11 protein-coding genes are annotated in these 22,048 nt (G+C 63.9%); 7 read left to right on the forward strand and 4 right to left on the reverse strand.

Annotation, left to right across the window (positions count from 1 at the left end):
* The first annotated feature begins 22 nt into the window (after positions 1 to 22).
* The 5 genes from LBW87_RS14250 to LBW87_RS14275 all read left to right on the forward strand — a co-directional run bounded on the left by LBW87_RS14250 (position 23) and on the right by LBW87_RS14275 (position 11,218).
* Positions 23 to 250: a DUF4212 domain-containing protein gene (locus tag LBW87_RS14250; protein WP_225202276.1), complete on the forward strand. Its 228-nt coding sequence runs from the start codon at positions 23 to 25 to the stop codon at positions 248 to 250.
* Positions 240 to 2,282, forward strand: a complete 2,043-nt coding sequence (locus LBW87_RS14255) for a sodium:solute symporter family protein (RefSeq protein WP_225202148.1) — start codon at positions 240 to 242, stop codon at positions 2,280 to 2,282. The genes LBW87_RS14250 and LBW87_RS14255 overlap by 11 nt, the downstream gene beginning before the upstream one ends.
* 252 nt (positions 2,283 to 2,534) lie before the next feature.
* Positions 2,535 to 4,322, forward strand: coding sequence for a methyl-accepting chemotaxis protein (locus LBW87_RS24000; protein ID WP_320442734.1), 1,788 nt, complete (start codon positions 2,535 to 2,537; stop codon positions 4,320 to 4,322).
* A gap of 136 nt (positions 4,323 to 4,458) precedes the next feature.
* On the forward strand, positions 4,459 to 9,420 hold the full coding sequence (locus tag LBW87_RS14270; protein WP_225202149.1) for a membrane-targeted effector domain-containing toxin: 4,962 nt from the start codon (positions 4,459 to 4,461) through the stop codon (positions 9,418 to 9,420).
* A gap of 220 nt (positions 9,421 to 9,640) precedes the next feature.
* Positions 9,641 to 11,218 (forward strand): methyl-accepting chemotaxis protein, encoded by a 1,578-nt coding sequence (locus LBW87_RS14275; protein WP_225202150.1) that lies wholly within the window; start codon positions 9,641 to 9,643, stop codon positions 11,216 to 11,218.
* Positions 11,219 to 11,233: 15 nt separating this feature from the next.
* Here LBW87_RS14275 and LBW87_RS14280 read toward each other — a convergent pair whose 3' ends face one another.
* The 4 genes from LBW87_RS14280 to LBW87_RS14295 all read right to left on the reverse strand — a co-directional run bounded on the left by LBW87_RS14280 (position 11,234) and on the right by LBW87_RS14295 (position 19,418).
* On the reverse strand, positions 11,234 to 12,178 hold the full coding sequence (locus LBW87_RS14280) for a transglutaminase family protein (RefSeq protein WP_225202151.1): 945 nt from the start codon (positions 12,176 to 12,178) through the stop codon (positions 11,234 to 11,236).
* A gap of 1 nt (position 12,179) precedes the next feature.
* Positions 12,180 to 14,681 carry a circularly permuted type 2 ATP-grasp protein gene (locus tag LBW87_RS14285; RefSeq protein WP_225202152.1) on the reverse strand — a complete coding sequence of 834 codons (2,502 nt, stop codon included), beginning with the start codon at positions 14,679 to 14,681 and terminating at the stop codon, positions 12,180 to 12,182.
* Positions 14,682 to 14,726: 45 nt separating this feature from the next.
* On the reverse strand, positions 14,727 to 18,068 hold the full coding sequence (locus LBW87_RS14290) for a DUF2126 domain-containing protein (RefSeq protein WP_225202153.1): 3,342 nt from the start codon (positions 18,066 to 18,068) through the stop codon (positions 14,727 to 14,729).
* Positions 18,069 to 18,188: 120 nt separating this feature from the next.
* Positions 18,189 to 19,418: a polyhydroxyalkanoate depolymerase gene (locus LBW87_RS14295; protein ID WP_225202154.1), complete on the reverse strand. Its 1,230-nt coding sequence runs from the start codon at positions 19,416 to 19,418 to the stop codon at positions 18,189 to 18,191.
* Positions 19,419 to 19,718: 300 nt separating this feature from the next.
* Here LBW87_RS14295 and LBW87_RS14300 point away from each other — a divergent pair, with 300 nt between their 5' ends.
* Positions 19,719 to 20,375 carry a glutathione S-transferase family protein gene (locus LBW87_RS14300; RefSeq protein ID WP_225202155.1) on the forward strand — a complete coding sequence of 219 codons (657 nt, stop codon included), beginning with the start codon at positions 19,719 to 19,721 and terminating at the stop codon, positions 20,373 to 20,375.
* Positions 20,376 to 20,620: 245 nt separating this feature from the next.
* A complete protein-coding gene (locus tag LBW87_RS14305; RefSeq protein WP_225202156.1) occupies positions 20,621 to 22,048 on the forward strand; it encodes a circularly permuted type 2 ATP-grasp protein in 1,428 nt (475 codons plus the stop codon).

Here is a 22,048-nt window from a genome sequence, read left to right on the forward strand (position 1 = left end):
CGCCGTCCCGCCATGGGTGGCCATGCGTCGCATGACGGCGATACTGCTGCTGACATGGTTCATGGTCACCTTCCTGTGCATCTGGTTTGCGCGTGAACTGGATCAGTTGCACCTGTTCGGCTGGCCGGTCTCGTTCTACATGGCAGCGCAAGGCACGATGCTGATCTACCTGGCCATCGTCGCCATCTACATCCGCCGCATGCGGCGTATCGATCAACTGGCCCACCGCGAGCAGAGCCATGGAGAGTAACCGCGATTTCTTCTGGCGCCTCACGCGCTACTACAGTTTCTACACGGCGGGCTTCATCGCCTTCCTGTGCGTGCTGGCGATCCTCGAACACGAAGGCATGCCCCGCACCTGGATCGGCTATCTGTTCCTGTTTGTCACCATCGGCCTGTACGCTGCCATCGGCGTGGTGTGCCGCACCTCCGACGTGCCCGAATACTATGTCGCCGGACGGCGCGTGCCGCCGCTGTTCAACGGCATGGCCACCGCCGCCGACTGGATCTCGGCCGCTACCTTCATCAGCCTGGCCGGCGGCCTGTACCTGCAAGGCTTCGACGGCCTGGCCTACATCCTCGGCTGGACCGGCGGCTATTGCCTGGTGGCCCTGCTGATCGCGCCCTACCTGCGCAAGTTCGGCCAGTACACCATCGCCGATTTCCTGGCGGCGCGTTATCCGGGACGGCTGGGCAACAACCTGATCCGCATCCTGGCCGTGGCGGCCACCATCCTGATCTCATTTACCTATGTGGTGGCGCAGATCTATGGCGTGGGCCTGATCACGTCGCGTTTCACCGGCATCGACTTTTCGATCGGCATCTTCCTGGGGCTGGCCAGCATCCTGGTGTGTTCCTTCCTGGGGGGCATGCGCGCCATCACCTGGACCCAGGTGGCGCAGTACATCATCATCCTGCTGGCCTACCTGCTGCCTGTGATCTGGCTCTCGGCCAAGCACACCACGGTGCCGGTGCCGCCGGTGGCCTACGGCGCGGTGCTGCCCAAGCTCAACGCGATCGAGGAAAGGCTCAAGGACGATCCTAAGGAACAGGACATCCGCAAGATCTTCCAGGAACGCGCCGACGACTATCAACGACGCCTGAAGAACCTGCCGCGCTCCTGGGAAGAAGGCCGCCTGGAGGCGCAACACCATATCGACGAGGTCAAGCGCAATCCGCAGGCATCGCTGGCCGAGATCAAGGCTGCCAGCCGCGCCTTGTCGTCCTATCCCAAGAGCGTCGAGGAAGCGCAGCGTCGCTGGAGCGATGCGCGCGCCGCCAACCTGCTGCGGGCGCAGCCGCCGGTGTCGCAGACCGAGCCTTTCCCGGGGCGCGATGCGGCCAGTTCCGACATCAAGCGCAACAACTTCCTGGCGCTGGTGTTCTGCCTGATGCTGGGCACGGCCGCGCTGCCGCACATCCTGATGCGCTACTACACCACGCCCACCGTCGCGGCGGCGCGCAAATCGGTGTTCTGGACGCTGTTCTTCATCATGCTGATCTACCTCACCGTGCCGGCGCTGACGGTGCTGGTGAAGTACGACATCTATACCTCGCTGGTCGGCAGCAGCTACAACCACCTGCCCGACTGGGTCTACTACTGGGCCAACATCGACAAGCTCAATCCGCTGGTCGCGGTCACCGACCTGAACCGCGACGGCGTCGTCCAGCTGGGCGAAATTTCCCTGGACGGCGACATCATCGTGCTGGCCATGCCCGAGATTGCCGGCCTGCCCTATTTCATCTCCGGCCTGGTTGCCGCCGGCGGGCTGGCGGCGGCGCTGTCGACTGCCGACGGCCTGCTGCTGACGATCTCCAACGCGCTTTCGCACGACATCTACTACAAGGTGGTCGACCCGCAGGCCTCGACCCAGAAACGGGTCACCATCTCCAAGCTGCTGTTGCTGGTGGTGGCGCTGCTGGCGGCGTATGCCGCCTCGTTGAAGCCGGGCGACATCCTGTCGATGGTGGGCGCGGCATTCTCGCTGGCGGCGTCCACGCTGTTCCCGGCGCTGGTGCTGGGCGTGTTCTGGAAACGCGCCAACCAGAGCGGTGCGGTGGCCGCCATCGTGTGCGGCTTCACCGTGTGCGTCTACTACATGCTGCACACCATGCCGGCCTTCGGCGGCAGCGCGGCCGACCAGTGGTTTCATATCGCACCGATTTCAGCGGGCGTGTTCGGCGTGCCGGCCGGATTCGCCGCCATGATCGTGGCCAGCCTGCTGACGGCGCCGCCCGACGAAGCCACCATGGCGCTGGTCGATCACATTCGCGCGCCGTAATGCCTTGCAGCAATACGTTCTCAGTTTCTCCAGGGTCATTTCCATCTCCTGCCAATTTGGGTAGGATTCATCACTAATACTCACCCGCTCGACCGACGTCCGGGACCAGAGGCACGGCGCCGCAGAGCGACCTGCCCGCAATACGCCTTCGCCAGGCCATCAATACAGTCGGCAAGTGAAGCCGGCACATCCACGCACAAGAAATCATCCGCAGTCGCGGATGGATATAACTCGCCCCCCGGAGGAATTCACATGTCGTTCACCAACTCGAAAGTCGGTACCAAACTGGCGCTGGGCTTTGGCCTGGTATTGCTGTTGCTGGCCGCGATCACCGCCATCGGCATTGCGCGCATGGTGCAGATCAACCAACAGGTCGAAAACATCGTCAACATCAATAACGTCGAGATCCGCGCGGTCATGACCATGCGCGCCGCCATCTTCGAGCAGTCGATTGCCATTCGCAACGTGGCGCTGCTGAGCGAACGCGCTGCGATTGACCGCGAACTCGACGGCCTGATCAAGCAGGACGAACGCTACAAGACGGCCCAGGCAAAACTGGGCGAGATGTTCGGCATCGACCCGCAGACCAGCACGCGCGAGAAAGAACTGCTGGCGATGGCCACCAAGGAGTCGGCATCGACCAGCGCCTTGTTCGCCCGCGCCGTCGAACTGAGCCGCGCCGGCGAAGACGCGGTGCTGCGCACGCTGATCACCGAAGAAATCGGTCCGCAGCAGGTTCTGCGCCGTCGCACCCTGGCCGAGCTGGCCACGATGGAAGACGAATCCAATATCCAGGCCGGCGTGCATGCGCGCGAGGTATTCGAGAGCGCTCGCCTGCAGATGCTGATCATGGGCGGCCTGGCCTTGCTGATGGGGGTGGTGGCGTCGCTGCTGATCACACGCAAGTTGTTGCGTCAGTTGGGCGGCGAGCCGACCTATGCGGCTGATATCGCGCAGAAGATCGCAGTGGGCGACCTGACGGTGCAGGTCGAGCTGCAGGCGCATGACAACAGCAGCATGCTGTTTGCGATGAAGCAGATGCGCGACGCGCTGGCGCGTATCGTGGCGCAGGTGCGCCTGGGCACCGACACCATCGCAACCGCCTCGGGCCAGATTGCCACCGGCAACCTCGACCTGTCGTCACGCACCGAAGAACAGGCCAGTTCACTCGAAGAGACCGCCTCATCGATGGAACAACTGACCTCCACCGTGCGCCAGAACGCCGACAACGCGCGCCAGGCCAACCAGTTGGCCAGCTCGGCCTCGAACGTGGCCAGTGAAGGCGGCTCAGTGGTCAAGCAAGTGGTCGACACGATGGGATCGATCAACGAATCGTCGCGCAAGATCGTCGACATCATCGCCGTGATCGACGGCATTGCCTTCCAGACCAACATCCTGGCGCTCAACGCTGCCGTGGAGGCGGCCCGCGCCGGCGAGCAGGGGCGCGGCTTCGCCGTGGTCGCCTCCGAGGTGCGCACGCTGGCGCAGCGTTCGGCAGCCGCAGCCAAGGAAATCAAGGAGCTCATCGATGACTCGGTGGCCAAGGTCGAGGTCGGCAGCAAACTGGTGGTGCAGGCAGGCGGCACCATGGACCAGGTGGTCGACAGCGTCCAGCGCGTGACCGACATCGTGGCCGAGATCAGTTCGGCCAGCCGTGAACAGACCGATGGCATCGAGCAGATCAACCAGGCGGTGGTGCAGATGGACCAGGTCACGCAACAGAATGCGGCGCTGGTCGAGGAAGCGGCAGCGGCGGCGCAATCGCTGCAGGATCAGGCGGCAGCGCTGCAGGAGATCGTCAGCATCTTCCGTCTCGACGGCGGCCAGGCGAGCGCCACGGCAGCGCCATCGGTGCGACGCGCGCCAATCAGATCGAACGTCCCGAGCGGGCCGGCCAAGGTCACCACATCGGTCAAGGCGAGCGCGCCGCGCCCGGAGCCCGCTGCCGCTGCGACTGCGACTATCGCTCCTGCGTCTCGCCCTGCCGCACCGACGCGTACCGCACTGCCGGCCGGCGAGGACGATTGGGAACAGTTCTGACATTGACGATGCACTGAAGCCAAAGACGCAGGCCTGACATTATTTTCGATTCAGGCTTGCGTGCGACGTGAGAAACCGGACACACCCGTTGGTCGCATGACACTCGCCGACCTGCCAACATGTCCGGGATCCTGTCATGCAAGAACGCACCATCGTCACCCTCGATCGCAACCAGATCGAACTGCGCGCTCACCAGACCCTGTTGATACCGGTCGTGCAACGCGCTCCTTTGGCGCACTACACGGTGCGCCTGATGCGTGCCTGGAACGACAGCGACATCGATATCGCCATCCCCACCGCGCACCTGATATCGCCGGAAGGATTCAGCCTGGCCCGCGTAGTCGGCCCGCCCCACCGCAGGCACTGCGAAGTCGAGGTCAGCAACCGCCACGGCCGCATTCGCTATCGGTTCATTTCAGACCACCGCGCTCCCATCGCAGCACTGCGACAGCGCATCGATGCCCTGCCGCAACGCGCCCGTCGCCTGCGCCAGGCGCGACTCGACCTCATGCTCGCGGCCAGGCCGACGCCGCCATCGATGCCACTACAAGTCGATCCGGAGGTGCGTGTCGACATCCGCAGGCTGAGCCGGGCCACGACTTCATGCGCCATCAACCTCGTCTTTGCAGGGGCGGCCGAGCCGCCGCAGATCCTCGACATGTTCGGCCCGATCGACGCCTGGCGCGACGGTGGTTTTTCGAGCATCAGGATCGACGTCGACGACACCCTGGCAGGGTCTGCCCGCTATGCGCTTGTCTGGCCCGCTGGCGTGACGACCACCATCGTCGTCGAGATTGGATCGCGTTCCGCCTCGAACTTTCATCAATACATGATGCAGGTAGCCGGCCACGACGATACCGCATCGGGCGCGCGACAACTGCCGATCGCGGTGCAAGAACTCGGCCGCGACGAACTGGAACTGGCCATCACACGGCTGCGCAACCATGCCCTGTCGGCACGCGGCGAGGGTGCCTTCGATATGGTCACCGACGAAGTCTGGCGCCATGTCCTGACGCGGCGCCAGACGCCGCGCAGCCTGGTGTATCCGTCCTCGGCGATCTGGCGTGCGTCCTGGGATCGCCTGTGCGACGACGCCTTCGCCATGCAAGATCTCTATCAGTTCAGCAACGACTGGTTCCTGCGGCATGCGTTGCCGCGCCTGGCGCTGGGGTCGCTCAACCAGATCTTCGATAGCACCGGCCAGGACCCGCGGGCGTACCGGCAGACGGTTCCGCCGATGCTGCGCCAGCTGGAGGTGCCCTTTGCGGGGCTCGACCACGCGCAAGTCATGCAAGCCTGCCGCAGTTTGCGCAATGCATGGCTGACCTCTTCGGCCGTGAGGCTGGTGCCGGCCTTGCAACGACATCGCCTGTTACGCAGCTCGGCGTGTCGGCAGGCCCTGGCCGACCGTGGTTCGGTCGTGATCGACTGGCTGCTGCCCGAACCCGACATGGGCGCTGCCACGACCGCTGCCCACCCCGCCTGGAACGCGGTCATCGGGCGGGCGATGGCCACGCCGCCGCCCCAGCATGAGCGCATGACGGGCTATCAGCAGTTCATGCGCCTGCGTCACGTGCTGGCGTCGAGCTATCCCGACTACCTCCAGCTACAACTTGCCGAGTTGAAGCGGCTGCTGCGTGGTGCGGGCGTCTACCACAGCCTGCATGCCCTGGCGCTGGTCGAGTTCGAGCGGGATGACACCGATCGCCTCCTGCCGCCGTTGCGCGTCTGTTTTGTCGAGACCTTGCTGCAGGATGGATTGCCTGATGATCTCTCGCCGCAGGCTGACCTCTACCTGATGCATGCACAAGCCGGCGCGCTGGCCTGGCAAGCCGCCGCGCTGACGCGCTCGTCACTGGAGCAGATGCTGATGCAAGCCGCCGCCGACGCCCGGCAACGGCACCACACTGCGGTGGCACGCTACTGGAGCCGCTATGACGACGCGCAATCCGGGGGCGATGACACGCACGCCATGATCCTGTCCGCCCAGGCCTGCCTGGCGGCGCACGACCTGTGCAACGCCGGCCATCTTTCGGCAACCGGCCTGCGGCTCATCATCGCCGCGGCCGGCTTTGGCACGCCCGGGACAGGAGAGGCAAGAACCCACCTGCTCGACCTCGGCGGCGTGATCTCGATCGACCTGGTGACGATCCGTGGCGACGATGGCACGGTCATCCTGTATCGCCCCGGTCAATGGCCACTATTCCAGCAGTATCCGGACATGAGCGCCATGCGCCTGGCGCTGGCGGAAGAGTGCGCGAACGATGTCGCCTGTCGGCAATGGGCGTCCCATTTCGACCCGGCGGCGCGCCCCGATTCGTTCAAGGCCGGCATCGACAGCCTGCTGTCCGGGCTCGGCTGCGGCGAGGCCGTGGCACGGGTGGCACTGGCCGAAGCGCGGGTCCGTGTCGAAGGCGATGTATTTCACCAGGTGGCGCGACGTCAGCAACAGGCCGCCACGACTGCGGCAACCGAGACCCATGCGATGTCCGCCTCTCCATGGAGCGATGCCGAGCGATTCTTCGACGACGATCTCGACCTGTCGACCTACCCCGCCTCGGGCGCATGGCTGGATGCGCTGATGGCCGCATCGGATCGCCACGCGCCGGGCCGCTCAACCTGGGAACGCGACAGCCACATCGTGACCATGCCACTGACGGGTGTGCTGGCGCTGTCATCCGAACTGCAACAAGAGCTGTTGCAAACCGCGTGCCGGCAAGAGCGCGAACAGGCGCTCTGGCACCAGCGGGCGCCGGACATCGGCATCGACGGGGCACGCTACATGCACGATTTCCTGCGCAGGACCTTCGCCGATCGCTTCACGGGCGACGCCCTCGATGTCGACCAGTTGCTGCTCAACGAATATTACCCACCGCAGTCGCATGTCGCTTTCTACATGTTCAACGACATCGATCTGCTGCGTCGGCGCAAGACCTCGATCCCCCTGTCGCAATTGAGCTATCGCAACATCGATGTCGTCAATGTATGGGAGAGCCTGATCAACGGTGGCGAGCGCTATTTCACCGTCTCGCACCGGGACACCTCGCCCCAGTACTACGACGAGCAGTTCGACAATGTGGTCGACCCGGAAGCGCTGGTACGCGCCCTCATCGACAGCGGCGAATTCGACTTTGTCGCCCATCACCAGCAGCAGATCATCCGCTACTTCACCGATCACGCCACGACCCTGGCACGGCTTGCCCGCGAGCGCGCCCAACTGACGGCACAACTGATGGTGCATGAGGGCCAATTGAGCGCTGACGATTACCGGCTCGCCGCGTCCGCTTTCGGGACGACAGCCGACCTGAGGGACGACGTGCTTGCCTACCCGTTGCGCGTGGGCGGCCATGCCGCCCGCGATTGCCTGCACCTGCACTGCACCGCCAGCGGCAGGCGGCTGCTCTACCTGGCCGGCGATGACATGCCGTACCTGGGCTTCGATAACCTGCAGGCGGCGCGACAATTCCTGCTCGATCTGGGACGCGACCGACCACGACTGCTGGACTTCGCGCAGACCCACTTTGCCCAAGAAGATGCGCACGACCGGCGCGCGCCGGGCGGCCTGCGACTGACGCTGGTGCCCGGCGTCATCAGCGTGCTGCAGTCGGTCGACCAGGCTTCGATGCTCAATGCCAACCCGCAGCTTGCACGGGAACGTCCCAAGACCCGGCATGATGCGCTGATGCGACGACGCAGCCAGGAGCGACTGCATGGCCTGCTGGCGGCCCGGTCGCCGATCGCCGGTGACCCCTTCATGGCGCTGGTGACGATCAGCCAGCAAGGTGCGATGGCAGACGCGGCCTATTTCATCCGTTCGGCATCCGATCGGGCCAAGGAAGAATGGATGGAATATGCCCGCATCGTGCCGGTGGATTTCGTCGATGGCGTGGTCAGGCTGGCGCTGGGGAAAACCGCCGACGATCTGCGCGCAGCACGCCTGAGCCTGGGCATCGACCTGATCCTGAACCTGATTCCGGCGCCCACGTTCTCACCCAAATCAATCAGCCTGCGCCGCACCGCCAACCCGGTGATTGCGATCGCGGGCAGCCGCAGCGCGCACGCCCTGGCGCGCAGCGCCACCGGCAACGAGCCGGTCGCTCGCCTGGCCCGCTGGTTCAAGCCGCCGCAACGCATCAATGGCAAGATCGGCTACGTGCTGAGCCCTTCGCGCGCGCATCTCTGGCATCGCGCCGAACACAAGCTGATCTCGACCCTGCTGGACAGCCGCGCCTTCAACGCCACGGTCCAGGACGCCCGGGCCATTTTGCATACCCCTTCGCCCCCCAGCTCGCCGCGCTGGTACACAGTCGCTACGCAGGCGATCCGCCTGGATCGGGCGGCCACCCGATTCTTCAACCAACTCACACCGCCAGCGCGGCACTACCTGCGTGAACTGGCCGACGTCGACGACTTGTTCGAGCTGGCCTATCGCTCGGCCCCGGTGCATGGTTACGCAGCCCTGGGGCGCGGGCTGGTGGTGGGTGAAAACCATGCCACCACAGCGGCCCGACGGTTCATCAACGACAACCTGGAGCGACTTTCCAACTGCGGCGTGAGGCTGCTCTATACCGAGGTCTTCAAGCGCGACGCCGACAACGAGCTCCTCAGGATATTCAACGCCGGCGGCGATTTTCCGGATCACGTGCTGAGGCGCTTGAACAACCTGGACAGGAACGCCATGCCCCGCAGCGGCGCCGAATTTTCGGATGGGCAACCCAGTGCCAGCCTGCTGAGGCTGTTCGAGAACGCACGCCGTCATGGTCTTGAAGTGCGTGCCGTGGACAATGTCCCGGCCGCCGCCGCCGATTACCTGCACCAGCCGTTCACCTCGCCCCACCCGCGCACGTCGTCGATGAATTACGTCGCCTATCAGGTCATTCGGCATGACCAGGCCCACTTCAGAGGGCAGGCCTGGGTGGCGCATGTAGGCGCCGGCCATGCAGTGAGGGATCACGGCATCCCGGGCCTCAACGAAATCACGGCGGCCCCTTCCGTGTTCGTCCATTCCGGCAATGACGCGACGCCGTTGACCCTTGGCGACTATCACCTTGCTGTCGATGGCATCACGGCAATACCTCGGTTGCAGCCGCCTGCGTGAGACCGGCGTGGAAGATTGATCACGACGCCATGCCGTCGTGCCCGCAGGCAATGGATTTCACGTCAGTCGGGGCGCTGGCGCAAACAGCGGGGCAAAGACCTCCCTGCTCTTCGTTCCGGGCGATACGGGCCCCGCATTAGAATCAATGCATTGTCAGGAAATTGCTGGCATCGGCTATCAACACGGTTCCCCCCGACCATCCAGTCCACGAAAGGGTTCCATGATGAAGCTGTCCCAGATGAAAGTTTCCCGTCGCCTCGACCTTGGGTTCGGTGTCCTGCTGCTGCAGCTGGCGCTGATCGTCGCCATCGGCGTCCACCTCATGGGCGAAGTCAATACCCGCCTCAATTCCATCAGCAACGTCAACAACGTCGAAACGCAGCTGGCCGTCGCCCTGCATGCCTCGCTCTATGAGCAATCGCTTGTCACCCGCGATCTGCTGCTGGCGCCGGATAGGGCGACCCGCAATCTCTTCAGCGAACGCCTCAAGGACGAAATCGTCAATTACCAGAACATCGAAAAGAAGCTCGATGTCATGTTCAACAGCCTGGAAGAAACCGCCGACATCGAAAAGGCCACCATGGCGCAGGTCATCACACTGTCAACCTCTGCCGCCCCGATCCTGAAAAAACTGATCGAATTGGTGGATGCCGACGACATGACCGGGGCGCGTCGACTGCAGGTTGACAGCCTGTCGGCCAAGCAAGCGCTGCGCCGCACGAAACTCAATGAACTGACCAAACTGGAAGAGCGGCTCAACAAAGTCGCCAGCGAAGACGCCACCTCGTTCTATGTGACCGCCAAGCACAGCATGATCATGCTGGGCGGCCTTGCCTTGACACTCGGCATTGCCCTGGCCCTGGCCATCTCGCGCGGGCTGGTCGGGCAGTTGGGGGGTGAGCCGGCCTATGCGACCGACATCGCCAACCGCATCGCGACCGGCAACCTCAGTGGCGAAATCAGGGTCGGTAGCAAGCAGGCCAGTTTGCTCGGGGCCATCAAGTCGATGAGCGGCAATTTGAAAGTGATTGTCAGTGAAGTGCGTAGCGGCACCGACGCCATGGTGACCGCCACCAGCGAAATCGCCACCGGCAACTTCGATCTCTCGGCCCGCACCGAACAGCAGGCCGGCGCACTGGAAGAAACGGCAGCCGCCATCGAAGAGCTGACCGCCGCCATACGGAAAAATGCCGAGCATACGGCGCAGGCCAGCCAATTGGCCAACTCCGCGTCCGGGATCGCCGAGAATGCCGGCCAGGCGATTACTCGCATGATCAACACCATGAATGCCATCGACTCGTCGTCCAAGCAGATCGTCAACATCATCAACGTGATCGACACCATTTCGTTCCAGACCAATATCCTGGCATTGAATGCTGCAGTGGAGGCCGCGCGCGCCGGCGAACAGGGGCGCGGTTTCGCGGTGGTGGCCTCGGAGGTGCGATCGCTGGCCCAGCGCAGCACGGCGGCGGCCCGAGAAATCAAGACCCTGATCGAAGAATCGGTCACCAACGTCAACAACGGTTACCAACTGGTGCAGCAGACCGGCGGCACCATGGATGGCGTGGTGGAGAGCATTCGCAAGGTGTCCGAAGTGGTCGCCGAGATTACCGCTGCCGGCCGTGACCAGGCCTCGGGCATCCAGCAGATCGCCGATGCCATCGTGCAGATGGACCAGACCACCCAGCAGAACGCGGCGCTGGTGGAACAGGCTGCGGCTGCGGCCAGCACGCTGCAGGATCAGGCGCGACGGCTGCAACAATCGGTCAGCGTATTTTTATTGAAGCCGCAGGCGTAGTTCAGATGGCAGACTTCAGATGGAAAACGCCAGCTCCCCTGCTTCGTCGTTGGGCATCACGGTCACCGCCACCTGCATTTCCTGCTGGCCACCGCCGATGAGCACGCCCCGCAGCGGCGAGAGGTCGAGAAAATCGCGGCCCCAGCCCAGCGTGATGTGGCCGGTGTCGGGAAAGATGCCGTTGGTGGGATCGGCATCGATCCAGGCCCCGGAGGCGCCATCGATGCCGGGGCAATACACCGACACCCAGGCATGCGAGGCATCGGCGCCGATCAGTCTCGGCTGTCCCGGCGGCGGCTCGGTCAGCAGGTAACCGCTGACGTAGCGCGCCGGCAAGCCGATCGAGCGCAGGCACGACAGCATCAGGTGCGCAAAATCCTGGCAGACGCCACGCCGGTTGACAAACACTTCCGTGACCGGCGTCGATACGGTGGTGGCTTCGGGATCGAATGAAAATTCCTCGAAGATGCGCCACATAAGGGTGCGCACGCCTTCGACCACCGAGGTCCCGGGGCGAAAGCACTGCGCCGCATACTGGATGAATTCGCGCTTGATGCGTACATGCGACGACTCGAACATGAAATTGCTGGCATCGAGCATGTCGGGCGAGAGCGGACGCGCGCCCTGATACGACGTCAGCATGGCCGCCTCTTCCCACGACATGGTGTCGCCCGGCACCTGGCGCGGCGTCAGCTCGACCAGCGAATCGGCATGGACCTCAAGGCTGGTGTGATCGGTGTCGAGCGAGAAGGACTTGATCACATTGCCGAAGTTGTCTTCGTAGCTGCGCACCAGCTGCGGCGCCGGCGCCACGTTGACCTGGTGCGACAGGCAGCGCTGCCACGGCAGCGTGCGCGGGGTCAGGTGCAGCATCTGGTGCGACAGCCGCACCGGCAGCGAATACTGGTAGCTGGTCTGATGCCGGATCCGGTAGACGAAACGCGTCAGTTCTTCGGTCATCTCAAACCCCCTGGCTGACCGGCGCGGTCAGCGGTGTGAAGTAGTGGCGCGACAGATCGTCGGAGAGCATGTAGCCGCCGCTGACCGCATCGCGCATCAATTGCGTCAGGCGCGCATTGGCCTGCTCCATGGTGGGCGTGCCATGCGCGAAGTCGGCCAGGTTCATCGCCTCGAGCTGAGTCGACAGGTGGGTCGGGATGGTCATGCTGAGCAGGCCAAGCTGCTGGCCGATATCGGCCAGGTATTGCTGCAGCATGCGGAACTGGTAGGCCATGCCATGCGGGTTCGATACATCGAACACCAGCAGGTGCAGCACCGGCAGCCATTCGGGCGTGCGCCGGTAACGCACGCGATAGGTCACGATGCTGCTGGCGGACTCCAGCAGCCACGACAGCGCCGCCGTCTGGCGCGCCGGCGGCAGCCGCAGGAAGTTGTCGAACAGGGTCGCCATGTTGACCATGCGCTCGATATGCCGCCCCACCATCAGGAACTGCCACCCGGCGTCGCGCGTCATGTCGTCCAGCGCATGGCCGGCCAGCCCGGAGCAGGCGTCGATGACATTGCCCAGCACCTGCTGGGCCGATGCCGGACTGTTGATGCGGTCATTGACCATGGCCGGCATCTTGGTGAGGGCATGCCAGTTGTCCAGCGAGAGATGTTCGCGTACCTGGTAGGCGGCCTGTGCCAGCTGACGCAACTGGGTGGCGACGGTGACCGCCGCCGATGGATCAATCACCGCCGCCTGCAGGCTCTGCTGCAACCCGGTGATGGTCGGCCTGGGATCGGCCTTGGGCATCAGCACCCCCAGCTGGCCGCAGATCCAGCTGACACTGCCGAGCATGCCACGGCTTTCGCTCTGGCCGTCGGTGGTGTATTGCAGCGTCGTGCGCAGCAACCGCGCCAGGTTCTTGACCCGCTCCGAATAACGTCCCATCCAGAACAGGTTTTCACCGGCATGCGATGACACATCGACCGTATTGCGGATCACCAGGCCACCGGGGGCAACCACGTTTTCTTCTTCAGGGATTTCACGACCGGTATCGTTGTCGTGCAATACCCAGACATCCTTGGTGGTGCCGCCCTGCTGCATCGACACCACGTCGCGCTTCTGGCGCGACGCCACGCGGGTCAAGCCGCCGGGCATCACCTTGTAGCCACCGGCGCCGTCTGCCACCGCAAACACGCGCAGGCTGATGGTGCGATTCATCAGGCGATAGTCGCCACTGCGCGACATCACCGGCGCCTGCGACAGCCGCACCCACTCCTGGGCGGCATACGCATGCGGCTGCAGTTGCAAGCTTTCGATCAGGCGACGTCGTGCGCTGCCGGTGATGCTGTGGCCGAACACCGGCTGCATGCGCATCGATGAAAAGGCAGGCACGATCACCAGATCGTCGAAGTGCGCCAGCGTGTAATCGAGCGCCGGCTTTTCGCCGCACCACCAGGACGCCACGGTCGGCAACGCCAGCGGCTCGCCCAGCAAGCGCTCGCTGATGGCCGGCAGGAACCCGTGCAGCGCGGTCGATTCGAGCATGCCGCTGCCCAGCGAATTGGCCACCAGCACATTGCCCAGCCGCGCGGCCTGGGTCAGGCCGGGCACGCCCAGCGCCGAGTCGGCGCGCAATTCGAGTGGATCGCAGAAATCATCGTCCATGCGGCGCAGGATCGCATGCACCCGCCGCAAGCCATTGAGGGTCTTCAGGAAGACCTGGTCGCCGCGCACCGTCAGGTCCACCCCTTCGACCAGGGGAAAGCCCAGCGTATGCGCCAGGAAGGCGTGCTCGGAATAGGTTTCGTTATAGGGACCGGGCGTGAGCAGCACCACCAGCGGCTGCTCGCCGTTGGCCGGCGCCAGTCGCATCAAGGTCGAGCGCAGCGCATGGAAGTAGGCGTGCGGCGACTCGACCTGCATGTCGCGCAGCGCCTCGGGCATGGCGCGCGCCATGATCTGCCGGTTCTGCAATGCATAGCCGGTGCCGGACGGCCCCTGGGTACGATCCGACACCACCCACCAGGTGCCATCGGCCGAACGCGCCAGGTCGATCGCATAGGCATGCAGGTGCACTCCGCCCGGTGGCGTGAAACCATGGCACGGCAACAGATAGCCGTGCTGGCCGAACACCAGCGCCGGCGGCAGCAGGCCTTCGCGCAGCAGGCGTTGCTCGCCGTAGATGTCGGCCAGCATGGCATTCATCAGGCGCGCGCGCTGGGCTACCGCGCGCTCCAGCGAACGCCACTCGTCGGCGGCCACGATATGCGGCAGCAGGTCGAGCTCCCACGGGCGATTGGCGCCCTTGGGGTCGGCATAGACGTTATAGGTCACGCCGTCGCTGGCGATGGCGTCGCGGACTTCGTTGGCGCGCCGGCGCAGCATTTCCGGCGACAGGTTTTCGAGCTGGTCGATCAGCGTGCGCCAGTGCGGCCGCAAGCGGCCGTCGGCCTGCAGCATCTCGTCATAGCGATCGCTGCTGACTGGATAACTTTCCAGAAGACGCTGGGGCATAGGAACAGGGAATGGGCGCGGCAATCATGCCGCGCCAGACCGGGATTAAAAGTAGCGCAAGTCTAACGTAAAAGGAAACTCGATAGAGGCCCGCCGCGGCGCGATATCGAATTTTCCCGGCGTGTGGTTGATCCGGAAATAACGCGCCAGACGGCGGCTTTCGGCCTCGAACGCATTGACCGGGAAGGTCTCGTAGCTGCGCCCGCCCGGATGCACCACGTGATACTGGCAACCACCCAGGCTGCGGCCGTTCCAGGTATCCACCAGGTCGAAGGTGAGCGGCGAATCGATGCCGATGGTCGGATGCAAGGCCGAAGGCGGTTGCCAGGCCCGGTAACGGATACCGGCCACGAACTCGCCGACGCGGCCGGTCGGCTGCAGCGGCACCGATACGCCATTGCAACTGAGCACGTAACGGTCGGAGGCCATGCCGGCGACCTTGACCTGCACCCGTTCCAGCGACGAATCGACATAACGGGCGGTGCCGCCGGCGCTGTTTTCCTCGCCCAGCACATGCCAGGGTTCGAGCGCGGTGCGCAGTTCGATCTGCATGCCCTTGACCGCGTAGTCGCCGATCTTGGGGCAGCGGAACTCCATGTGCGGCGCAAACCACTCGGCCTTCATCGGATAGCCGGCCTCGACCATGTCGTCGATCACGTCCTGGAAATCCTGCTCGATGAAATGCGGCAGCAGGAAGCGGTCGTGCAGTTCGGTGCCCCAGCGCACCAGTCGCGCCGGCTTGTATGGAGTCTTCCAGAAACGCGCCACCAGGCCGCGCAGCAACAGCTGCTGGGTCAGGCTCATGCGCGCATGCGGCGGCATCTCGAAGGCCCGCAGCTCCAGCAGGCCCAGGCGGCCGGTGGCGCTGTCGGGCGAATACATCTTGTCGATGCAGAACTCGGCGCGGTGCGTGTTGCCGGTGACGTCGATGAGCAGGTTGCGCAGCAGGCGGTCCACCAGCCATGGCGCGCAACCGCCGTTGGCCTGCTGCTTTTCCATTTCGGCAAAGGCCAGCTCGATCTCGACGGTCGAGTCGTTGCGTGCCTCATCGATGCGCGGCGCCTGCGAGGTCGGACCGATGAACATGCCCGAGAACAGATAGGACAGCGACGGATGGTTGTGCCAGTACGAAATCAGGCTGCGCAGCAGATCCGGGCGCCGCAGGAACGGCGAATCGCCGGTGGTGATGCCGCCCAGCACCATGTGGTTGCCGCCGCCGGTGCCCGAATGGTGACCGTCGAGCATGAACTTCTCGGTCGTCAGGCGCGACGCGCGAGCCGCATCGTAGAGATGGGTAGTCTGCTCGACCAGCTCGCGCCAGTTGTTGGCCGGCTGGATATTGACCTCGATCACGCCAGGGTCCGGCGTGACGCTGAACTTGCGCAAGCGCGGGTCGTTGGGCGGCTCGTAGCCTTCGATGAGCACCGGTTGCTTGAGCTCTTCGGCCACCGACTCGATAGCGGCCACCAGTTCGAGGTAATGCTCGAGTTGCGCCAGCGGCGGCATGAACAGGTACAGCACGCCGTTGCGCACCTCGGCGCACAGGGCGGTACGGGTGATCTGGCTGGCCGATTCGAATTCGCCTGGCGCGGCGGCCTGGCTGACCGCCTCGCCATCGGTGGCGGCATTATTAGTCGCCGTCGCCAGTCGCACCGCGGAGGGCGGCGGCAGGTCGAACTGACGGCGGATCTCGACGGCGGCGGGCAAGGGCCGGAACGCCTGCGACGGATCGGCCGGATAGACCACCGGCGCCTCGCTGCCGGCCACCCACGGCAACGAATCGAGCGGCATGCGGTAACCCAGCGGCGAATCGCCGGGGTACAGGTAGCACCGTTCGCTGCGCAGGAACCACGAACCACTCTGCCAGCCGGCGCCGTCGTCGCGGCGCGCCAGTGGCAGCACATGGCCGACCGCGCTCTGCAGGCCCTGCGTGAAGACCCGCATGAGACGTTCGCGCTCCTGCTTGTCGTCCACCCGCGAATCGAAGGGGTCGACATTGCCTGGCAGGCGCCGCTCGCGCCACATGTAATAGAACACGTCTTCATACGCCGGGAAGACGTTGGTGCCGGCCACCTTCAGGCGGCGCGCCAGGCGGTGCAGGAAGTGACTGGTGACGATCTTGTCGGTCACGTTGGGACGGGTCTCGTCGCCGATCAGCGCGCTGTTGTGCCAGATCGGCTGGCCGTCGCGCCGCCAGTAGCAATTCAGCGCCCAGCGCGGCAACTGCTCGCCCGGATACCACTTTCCCTGGCCGAAATGCGGCAGCCCCTGGGCCGCGTACTTCTCGCGCATGCGGTGATACAGGTCGGCTGCCAGCGGCTTCTTGGTGTCGCCCAGCGCGGCGGTGTTCCATTCCGGCTCATCCGGATGGTCCAGCGCCACGAAGGTCGGCTCGCCGCCCATGGTCAGGCGCACGTCGGCGGCCACCAGGTCGCGGTCGATGGCATGTCCCAGCGCTTCGATCTGGCTCCATTGCTGTTCGGTGTAAGGCTTGGTGACGCGCGGCGCCTCCCAGATGCGGGAGACGCCCATGCGATGCTCGAATTCGACTTCGCAGGGCTCCACCAGGCCGCTGACGGGCGCCGCCGATGCCGGTTCGGGGGTGCATGACAACGGGATATGGCCCTCGCCGGCAAACAGGCCCGAGGTCGGGTCGAGCCCGATCCAGCCGGCGCCCGGCAGGTAGACCTCGCACCAGGCATGCAGGTCGGTGAAGTCGGTTTCGGGACCGGATGGGCCGTCGAGCGACTTCTGGTCGGCCGTCAGCTGGATCAGGTAGCCCGACACGAAGCGCGCGGCCAGCCCCAGATGGCGCAGCAGTTGCACCAGCAGCCAGGACGAGTCGCGGCACGAGCCTGAACCCAGTTCCAGCGTCTGCTCGGGCGTCTGCACGCCCGGCTCCATGCGAATGGTGTAGGCGATATGGTCGGCCAGCTTCTGGTTGATCGCCACCAGGAAGTTGGCGCTGCCCATCGGCTCCAGCGGGATCTCGTCCAAAAATTTCTTGAACAGCGGCGACAGCGGCAGCTTGTGCCGATAAGGCTGCAATTCGTTATGCAATTCTTCAGCGTACTCGAACGGGAATTGTTCGGCGTAGGGTTCGAGGAAGAAATCGAACGGATTGATGACCGACATTTCGGCCACCAGGTCGATTTCGATCGTGAATTCGGTCGTCTTTTCGGGGAAGACCAGGCGCGCCATGTAGTTCGATTCGGGGTCCTGCTGCCAATTGACGAAGTGTTCCTCGGGCAGTACCCGCAACGAATAACTCAGGATGCGGGTGCGGCTGTGCGGCGCGGGGCGCAGGCGGATGACTTGCGGCCCCAGATTGATGGCACGGTCATACTTGTACGAAGTGACATGGTTCAACGCCACGTGGATTGACATGGATATCCTTTACGACATGCGAATAGATGAAATCACGGCGCTGGAATCGACGGCTGACGATTGGCACGACCTGCGGGATTGATAATGCATTTTTCTTACCGCCTCGTTACAGTGCATGAGCTATGCCCTGTGATGCATATTAATGAAATCACGCAGGCGCGGGTAGATTTCATTTTCCCAGCGGCGACCATTGAAGACGCCATAATGACCTACGGCCGTCTGAACATGGTGCAAGCGCATGGCAGGACGGATGCCAGTGCACAGTTCCTGTGCAGCGAGGGTCTGACCCACGGCGCAGATGTCGTCCTTTTCGCCTTCGATGGTAAATAACGCCGTGCGCCGGATGGCGGCGGGGTTCACTGGCGCCCCCTGGTAGCGCAGCGCGCCCAGCGGTAACGCGTGCTCCTGGAACACGGTGCGCACGGTTTCGAGGTAAAACTCTGCCGGCAGGTCGGCCATGGCGAAATATTCTTCGTAAAAGGTCTTGATCTGGGTCGCCCGATCGATTTCGCCATCGGCCAGGTGCTGGTAAAGATTGCGAAACGCATCCACGTGACGGTTCAGGTTCATGTTCATGAACGCCCCCAACTGCACAAAACCAGGGTAGACCCGACGCCCCGCGCCCGCATGGCGCGCCGGGACGGTGCTGATCAGGTTGCGCTCGAACCATTCGATGGGCCGGCTCTTGGCGAGTTCATTGACGGCGGTCGGATTGATGCGGGTATCGATCGGCCCGGCCATCAACGTCAGGCTGCGCGGCTGCGCCGGGTTGCCGGCCTCGGCCATGACGGCCGCCGCGCTCAGCGCGGCCACCGTCGGCTGGCACACCGCCAGCAAATGCGCCCCCGGCCCCAGGGCCTCCAGGAAAGAGATCACATGCGCCACATATTCGTCCATGCCGAAGCGGCCATGACCAAGCTCGACATCGCGTGCATTGCGCCAGTCGGTGATATAGACATCGTGGTCACGCAACAGGGTCTTGACGGTGCCCCGCAGCAAGGTGGCGAAATGGCCTGACATGGGCGCCACCACCAGTACGCGCGGCTGCGGCTCGGATGTTGCCTTGCGAAAACGTAGCAAGGTGCAGAACGGCGTGGCGCTGACGATCTCTTCATGCACCGCAATCGTGCGTCCGCCCTCGCTGACCGAGCCGATATCGAAGGCCGGTCGCGCATGGGTGAGCTGGGTGCGGGCAAATACCTCGCAGGCCGAGGCCAGCTTGCGCATCGGCGGCGGCCCGGGCAAGCCGGGCCACTGGTAGCCCAAGACCGGCACCATCATCCTGGCCCAGGCCCGCAGCGGATCGGTGGCATCGGCGTATTGCTGGTAGAGCTGGTAGGTATTGATCATCAGTTGCCGCCTTTAGCTCTTGATCTTGTATCGCGTAGTCTCGGTCGCTCGTGAACCGTTGCGATGCAATATGCATGCCACGGAAGTTCAGCCCGACAAGGCTTTGTCGGCAGCGCGGTGCGACAAATCACGCGCCTGGCACGCGCTTTGCAAGCATTGGCTTCAAGCGCCGCGCACAACGCTCGCCCACCCCCTTGATTCCGACTGAGCAGATACGAGACCAAGGGACGTGCCCACGCCACTCGCGTTGGCACTGAGTGCTCAAAGTCAAACCCGATAGAAAACCGATAAAGGACTGACATGCCTAAAACGACTTTGCGCATCACCAGCAAGAATTATTCTTCGTGGTCGCTGCGCGGCTGGCTGCTGGCCCGCTTCGCCGGCCTCTCGTTCGAAGAAGACATCGTGCCGCCGGACGACGCCGCCGCACGCGCCGAAATCCTGCTGCTGTCATCGTCGATCCTGGTGCCGAGCCTGAAACATGGGTCGGTGCTGGTATGGGACACCCTGGCCATTGCCGAATACCTTAACGAAATCCGACCGTCGGCTAAGCTGCTGCCGGCCGACCAGGCCGCCCGCGCGCACTGCCGTTCGGTGTGCGGCGAGATGCATTCGGGTTTTGCCGCCCTGCGCGCGGCGCTGCCCATGAACCTCAAGGGACACTTTCCCAATTTCAAGGTCTGGTCACGCGCCGAAGCCGACATCACTCGCATCACCACCATCTGGAGGGAATGCCTGGCGCAATATGGCGGTCCCTTCCTGTTCGGCGAGCAGCGCAGCATGGCCGACGCCATGTACGCGCCGGTGGTGACGCGCTTCGTGACCTACGATGTCAAGCTGGACCCGATCTGCACCGCCTACGGCAAGCGCATCATGGCCATGCCGGAAATGCAGGAATGGATCACCGCCGCCCGCAAGGAGCCGGAGGATATCGATGAACTGGATGTGGAGTTCTAACTGTTTGATGCGACCGGAAAAGTTAATCAATCGAGGGCTGGCGCGTCGGACGAATCCGACAGCCGGCTGTCAGCCAATGCGCCGGCGCCGGACGGGCCGAGGGTCTGGATGAACTTTCCACTGTCCAAAAACTAAGGCCTCTGATAGTCTTGTTTCACGCACGCAGGTGCAGCTTCTCCTTGCCTCGTTTGTCACAACTCAACCCAAGAAGAGTTCTTTCTTCAGCAGGAAAAAGAATCAAACTTATGGCAAATTTTTTCGATGAGATGTACTCAGGCGGCGCCGCTGGCGCTTCGCCGGACGTGCGCCAGCACTATAGCCAATTCGCTACGTGGCTGGCGTCCCAGTCGGCCGAGACCATCGCCCGCAAGCGGGCCGAATCGGACCTGATCTTCCGCCGCGTCGGCATTACCTTCGCCGTCTACGGCAACGACGCCGGCACCGAGCGGTTGATCCCGTTCGACATCATCCCGCGCATCATCCACAAGGCCGAATGGGCCAAGCTCGAAGCCGGGCTGGTGCAGCGCGTGAAGACGCTCAACATGTTCATTCATGACATCTATCATGAGCAGAAGATCGTCAAGGCCGGCATCATTCCGGCCGAGCAGATCTTCCAGAACGCCCAGTACCGGCGCGAGATGCAGGACGTCAAGGTAGTCAACGACATCTACGCCCACATCGCCGGGGTCGACATCGTGCGCGCCGGCGAGGGCGAGTTCTATGTGCTCGAGGACAACCTGCGGGTGCCATCGGGCGTGTCGTACATGCTGGAAAACCGCAAGATGATGATGCGGCTCTTCCCGGACCTGTTCACCCGCCACAAGATCGCCCCGGTCGATCATTATCCCGACCTGCTGCTGGACAACCTGCGCTCGGTGGCGCCGGCCGGCGTGACCGATCCGGTGGTGGTGGTGATGACACCCGGCATGTACAACTCGGCCTATTTCGAGCACGCCTTCCTGGCCCAGCAGATGGGCGTGGAGCTGGTCGAGGGGCAGGATCTGTTCGTCAAGGACAATGTGGTCTACATGCGGACCACCCGCGGCCCGCGTCGGGTCGACGTGATCTATCGCCGCATCGACGACGACTTCCTCGATCCGCTGGCGTTCCGTCCCGATTCGGCATTGGGTGTGCCGGGCCTGCTGCAGGCGTACCGCGCCGGCAAGGTGACGCTGACCAATGCCATCGGCACCGGCGTAGCCGACGACAAGTCGATCTATCCCTACGTGCCGGACATGGTGCGTTTCTACCTGTCGGAAGAACCCATCCTCAACAACGTGCCGACCTTCCAGTGTCGCAAGAAGGAAGACCTGTCCTATACGCTGGCCAATCTGGACAAGCTGGTCGTGAAGGAAGTGCACGGCGCGGGCGGCTACGGCATGCTGGTCGGCCCCGCCTCCACCAAACAGGAAATCGAAGACTTCCGTGCCCGCATCATCGCCAAGCCCGACGGCTATATCGCCCAGCCCACGCTGGCGCTGTCGGTCTGCCCGACCTATGTCGACGCCGGCATCGCGCCGCGCCACCTCGACCTGCGCCCGTTCGTGTTGTCCGGCAAGCAGGTGACGATGGTCAAGGGTGGCCTGACGCGCGTGGCGCTCAAGGAGGGCTCGCTGGTGGTGAATTCGTCGCAGGGCGGCGGCACCAAGGACACCTGGATTCTGGAGAAATGA

The sequence above is a fragment of the Herbaspirillum sp. alder98 genome (genome assembly GCF_020179755.1).
Taxonomy (GTDB): Bacteria; Pseudomonadota; Gammaproteobacteria; order Burkholderiales; family Burkholderiaceae_D; genus Herbaspirillum.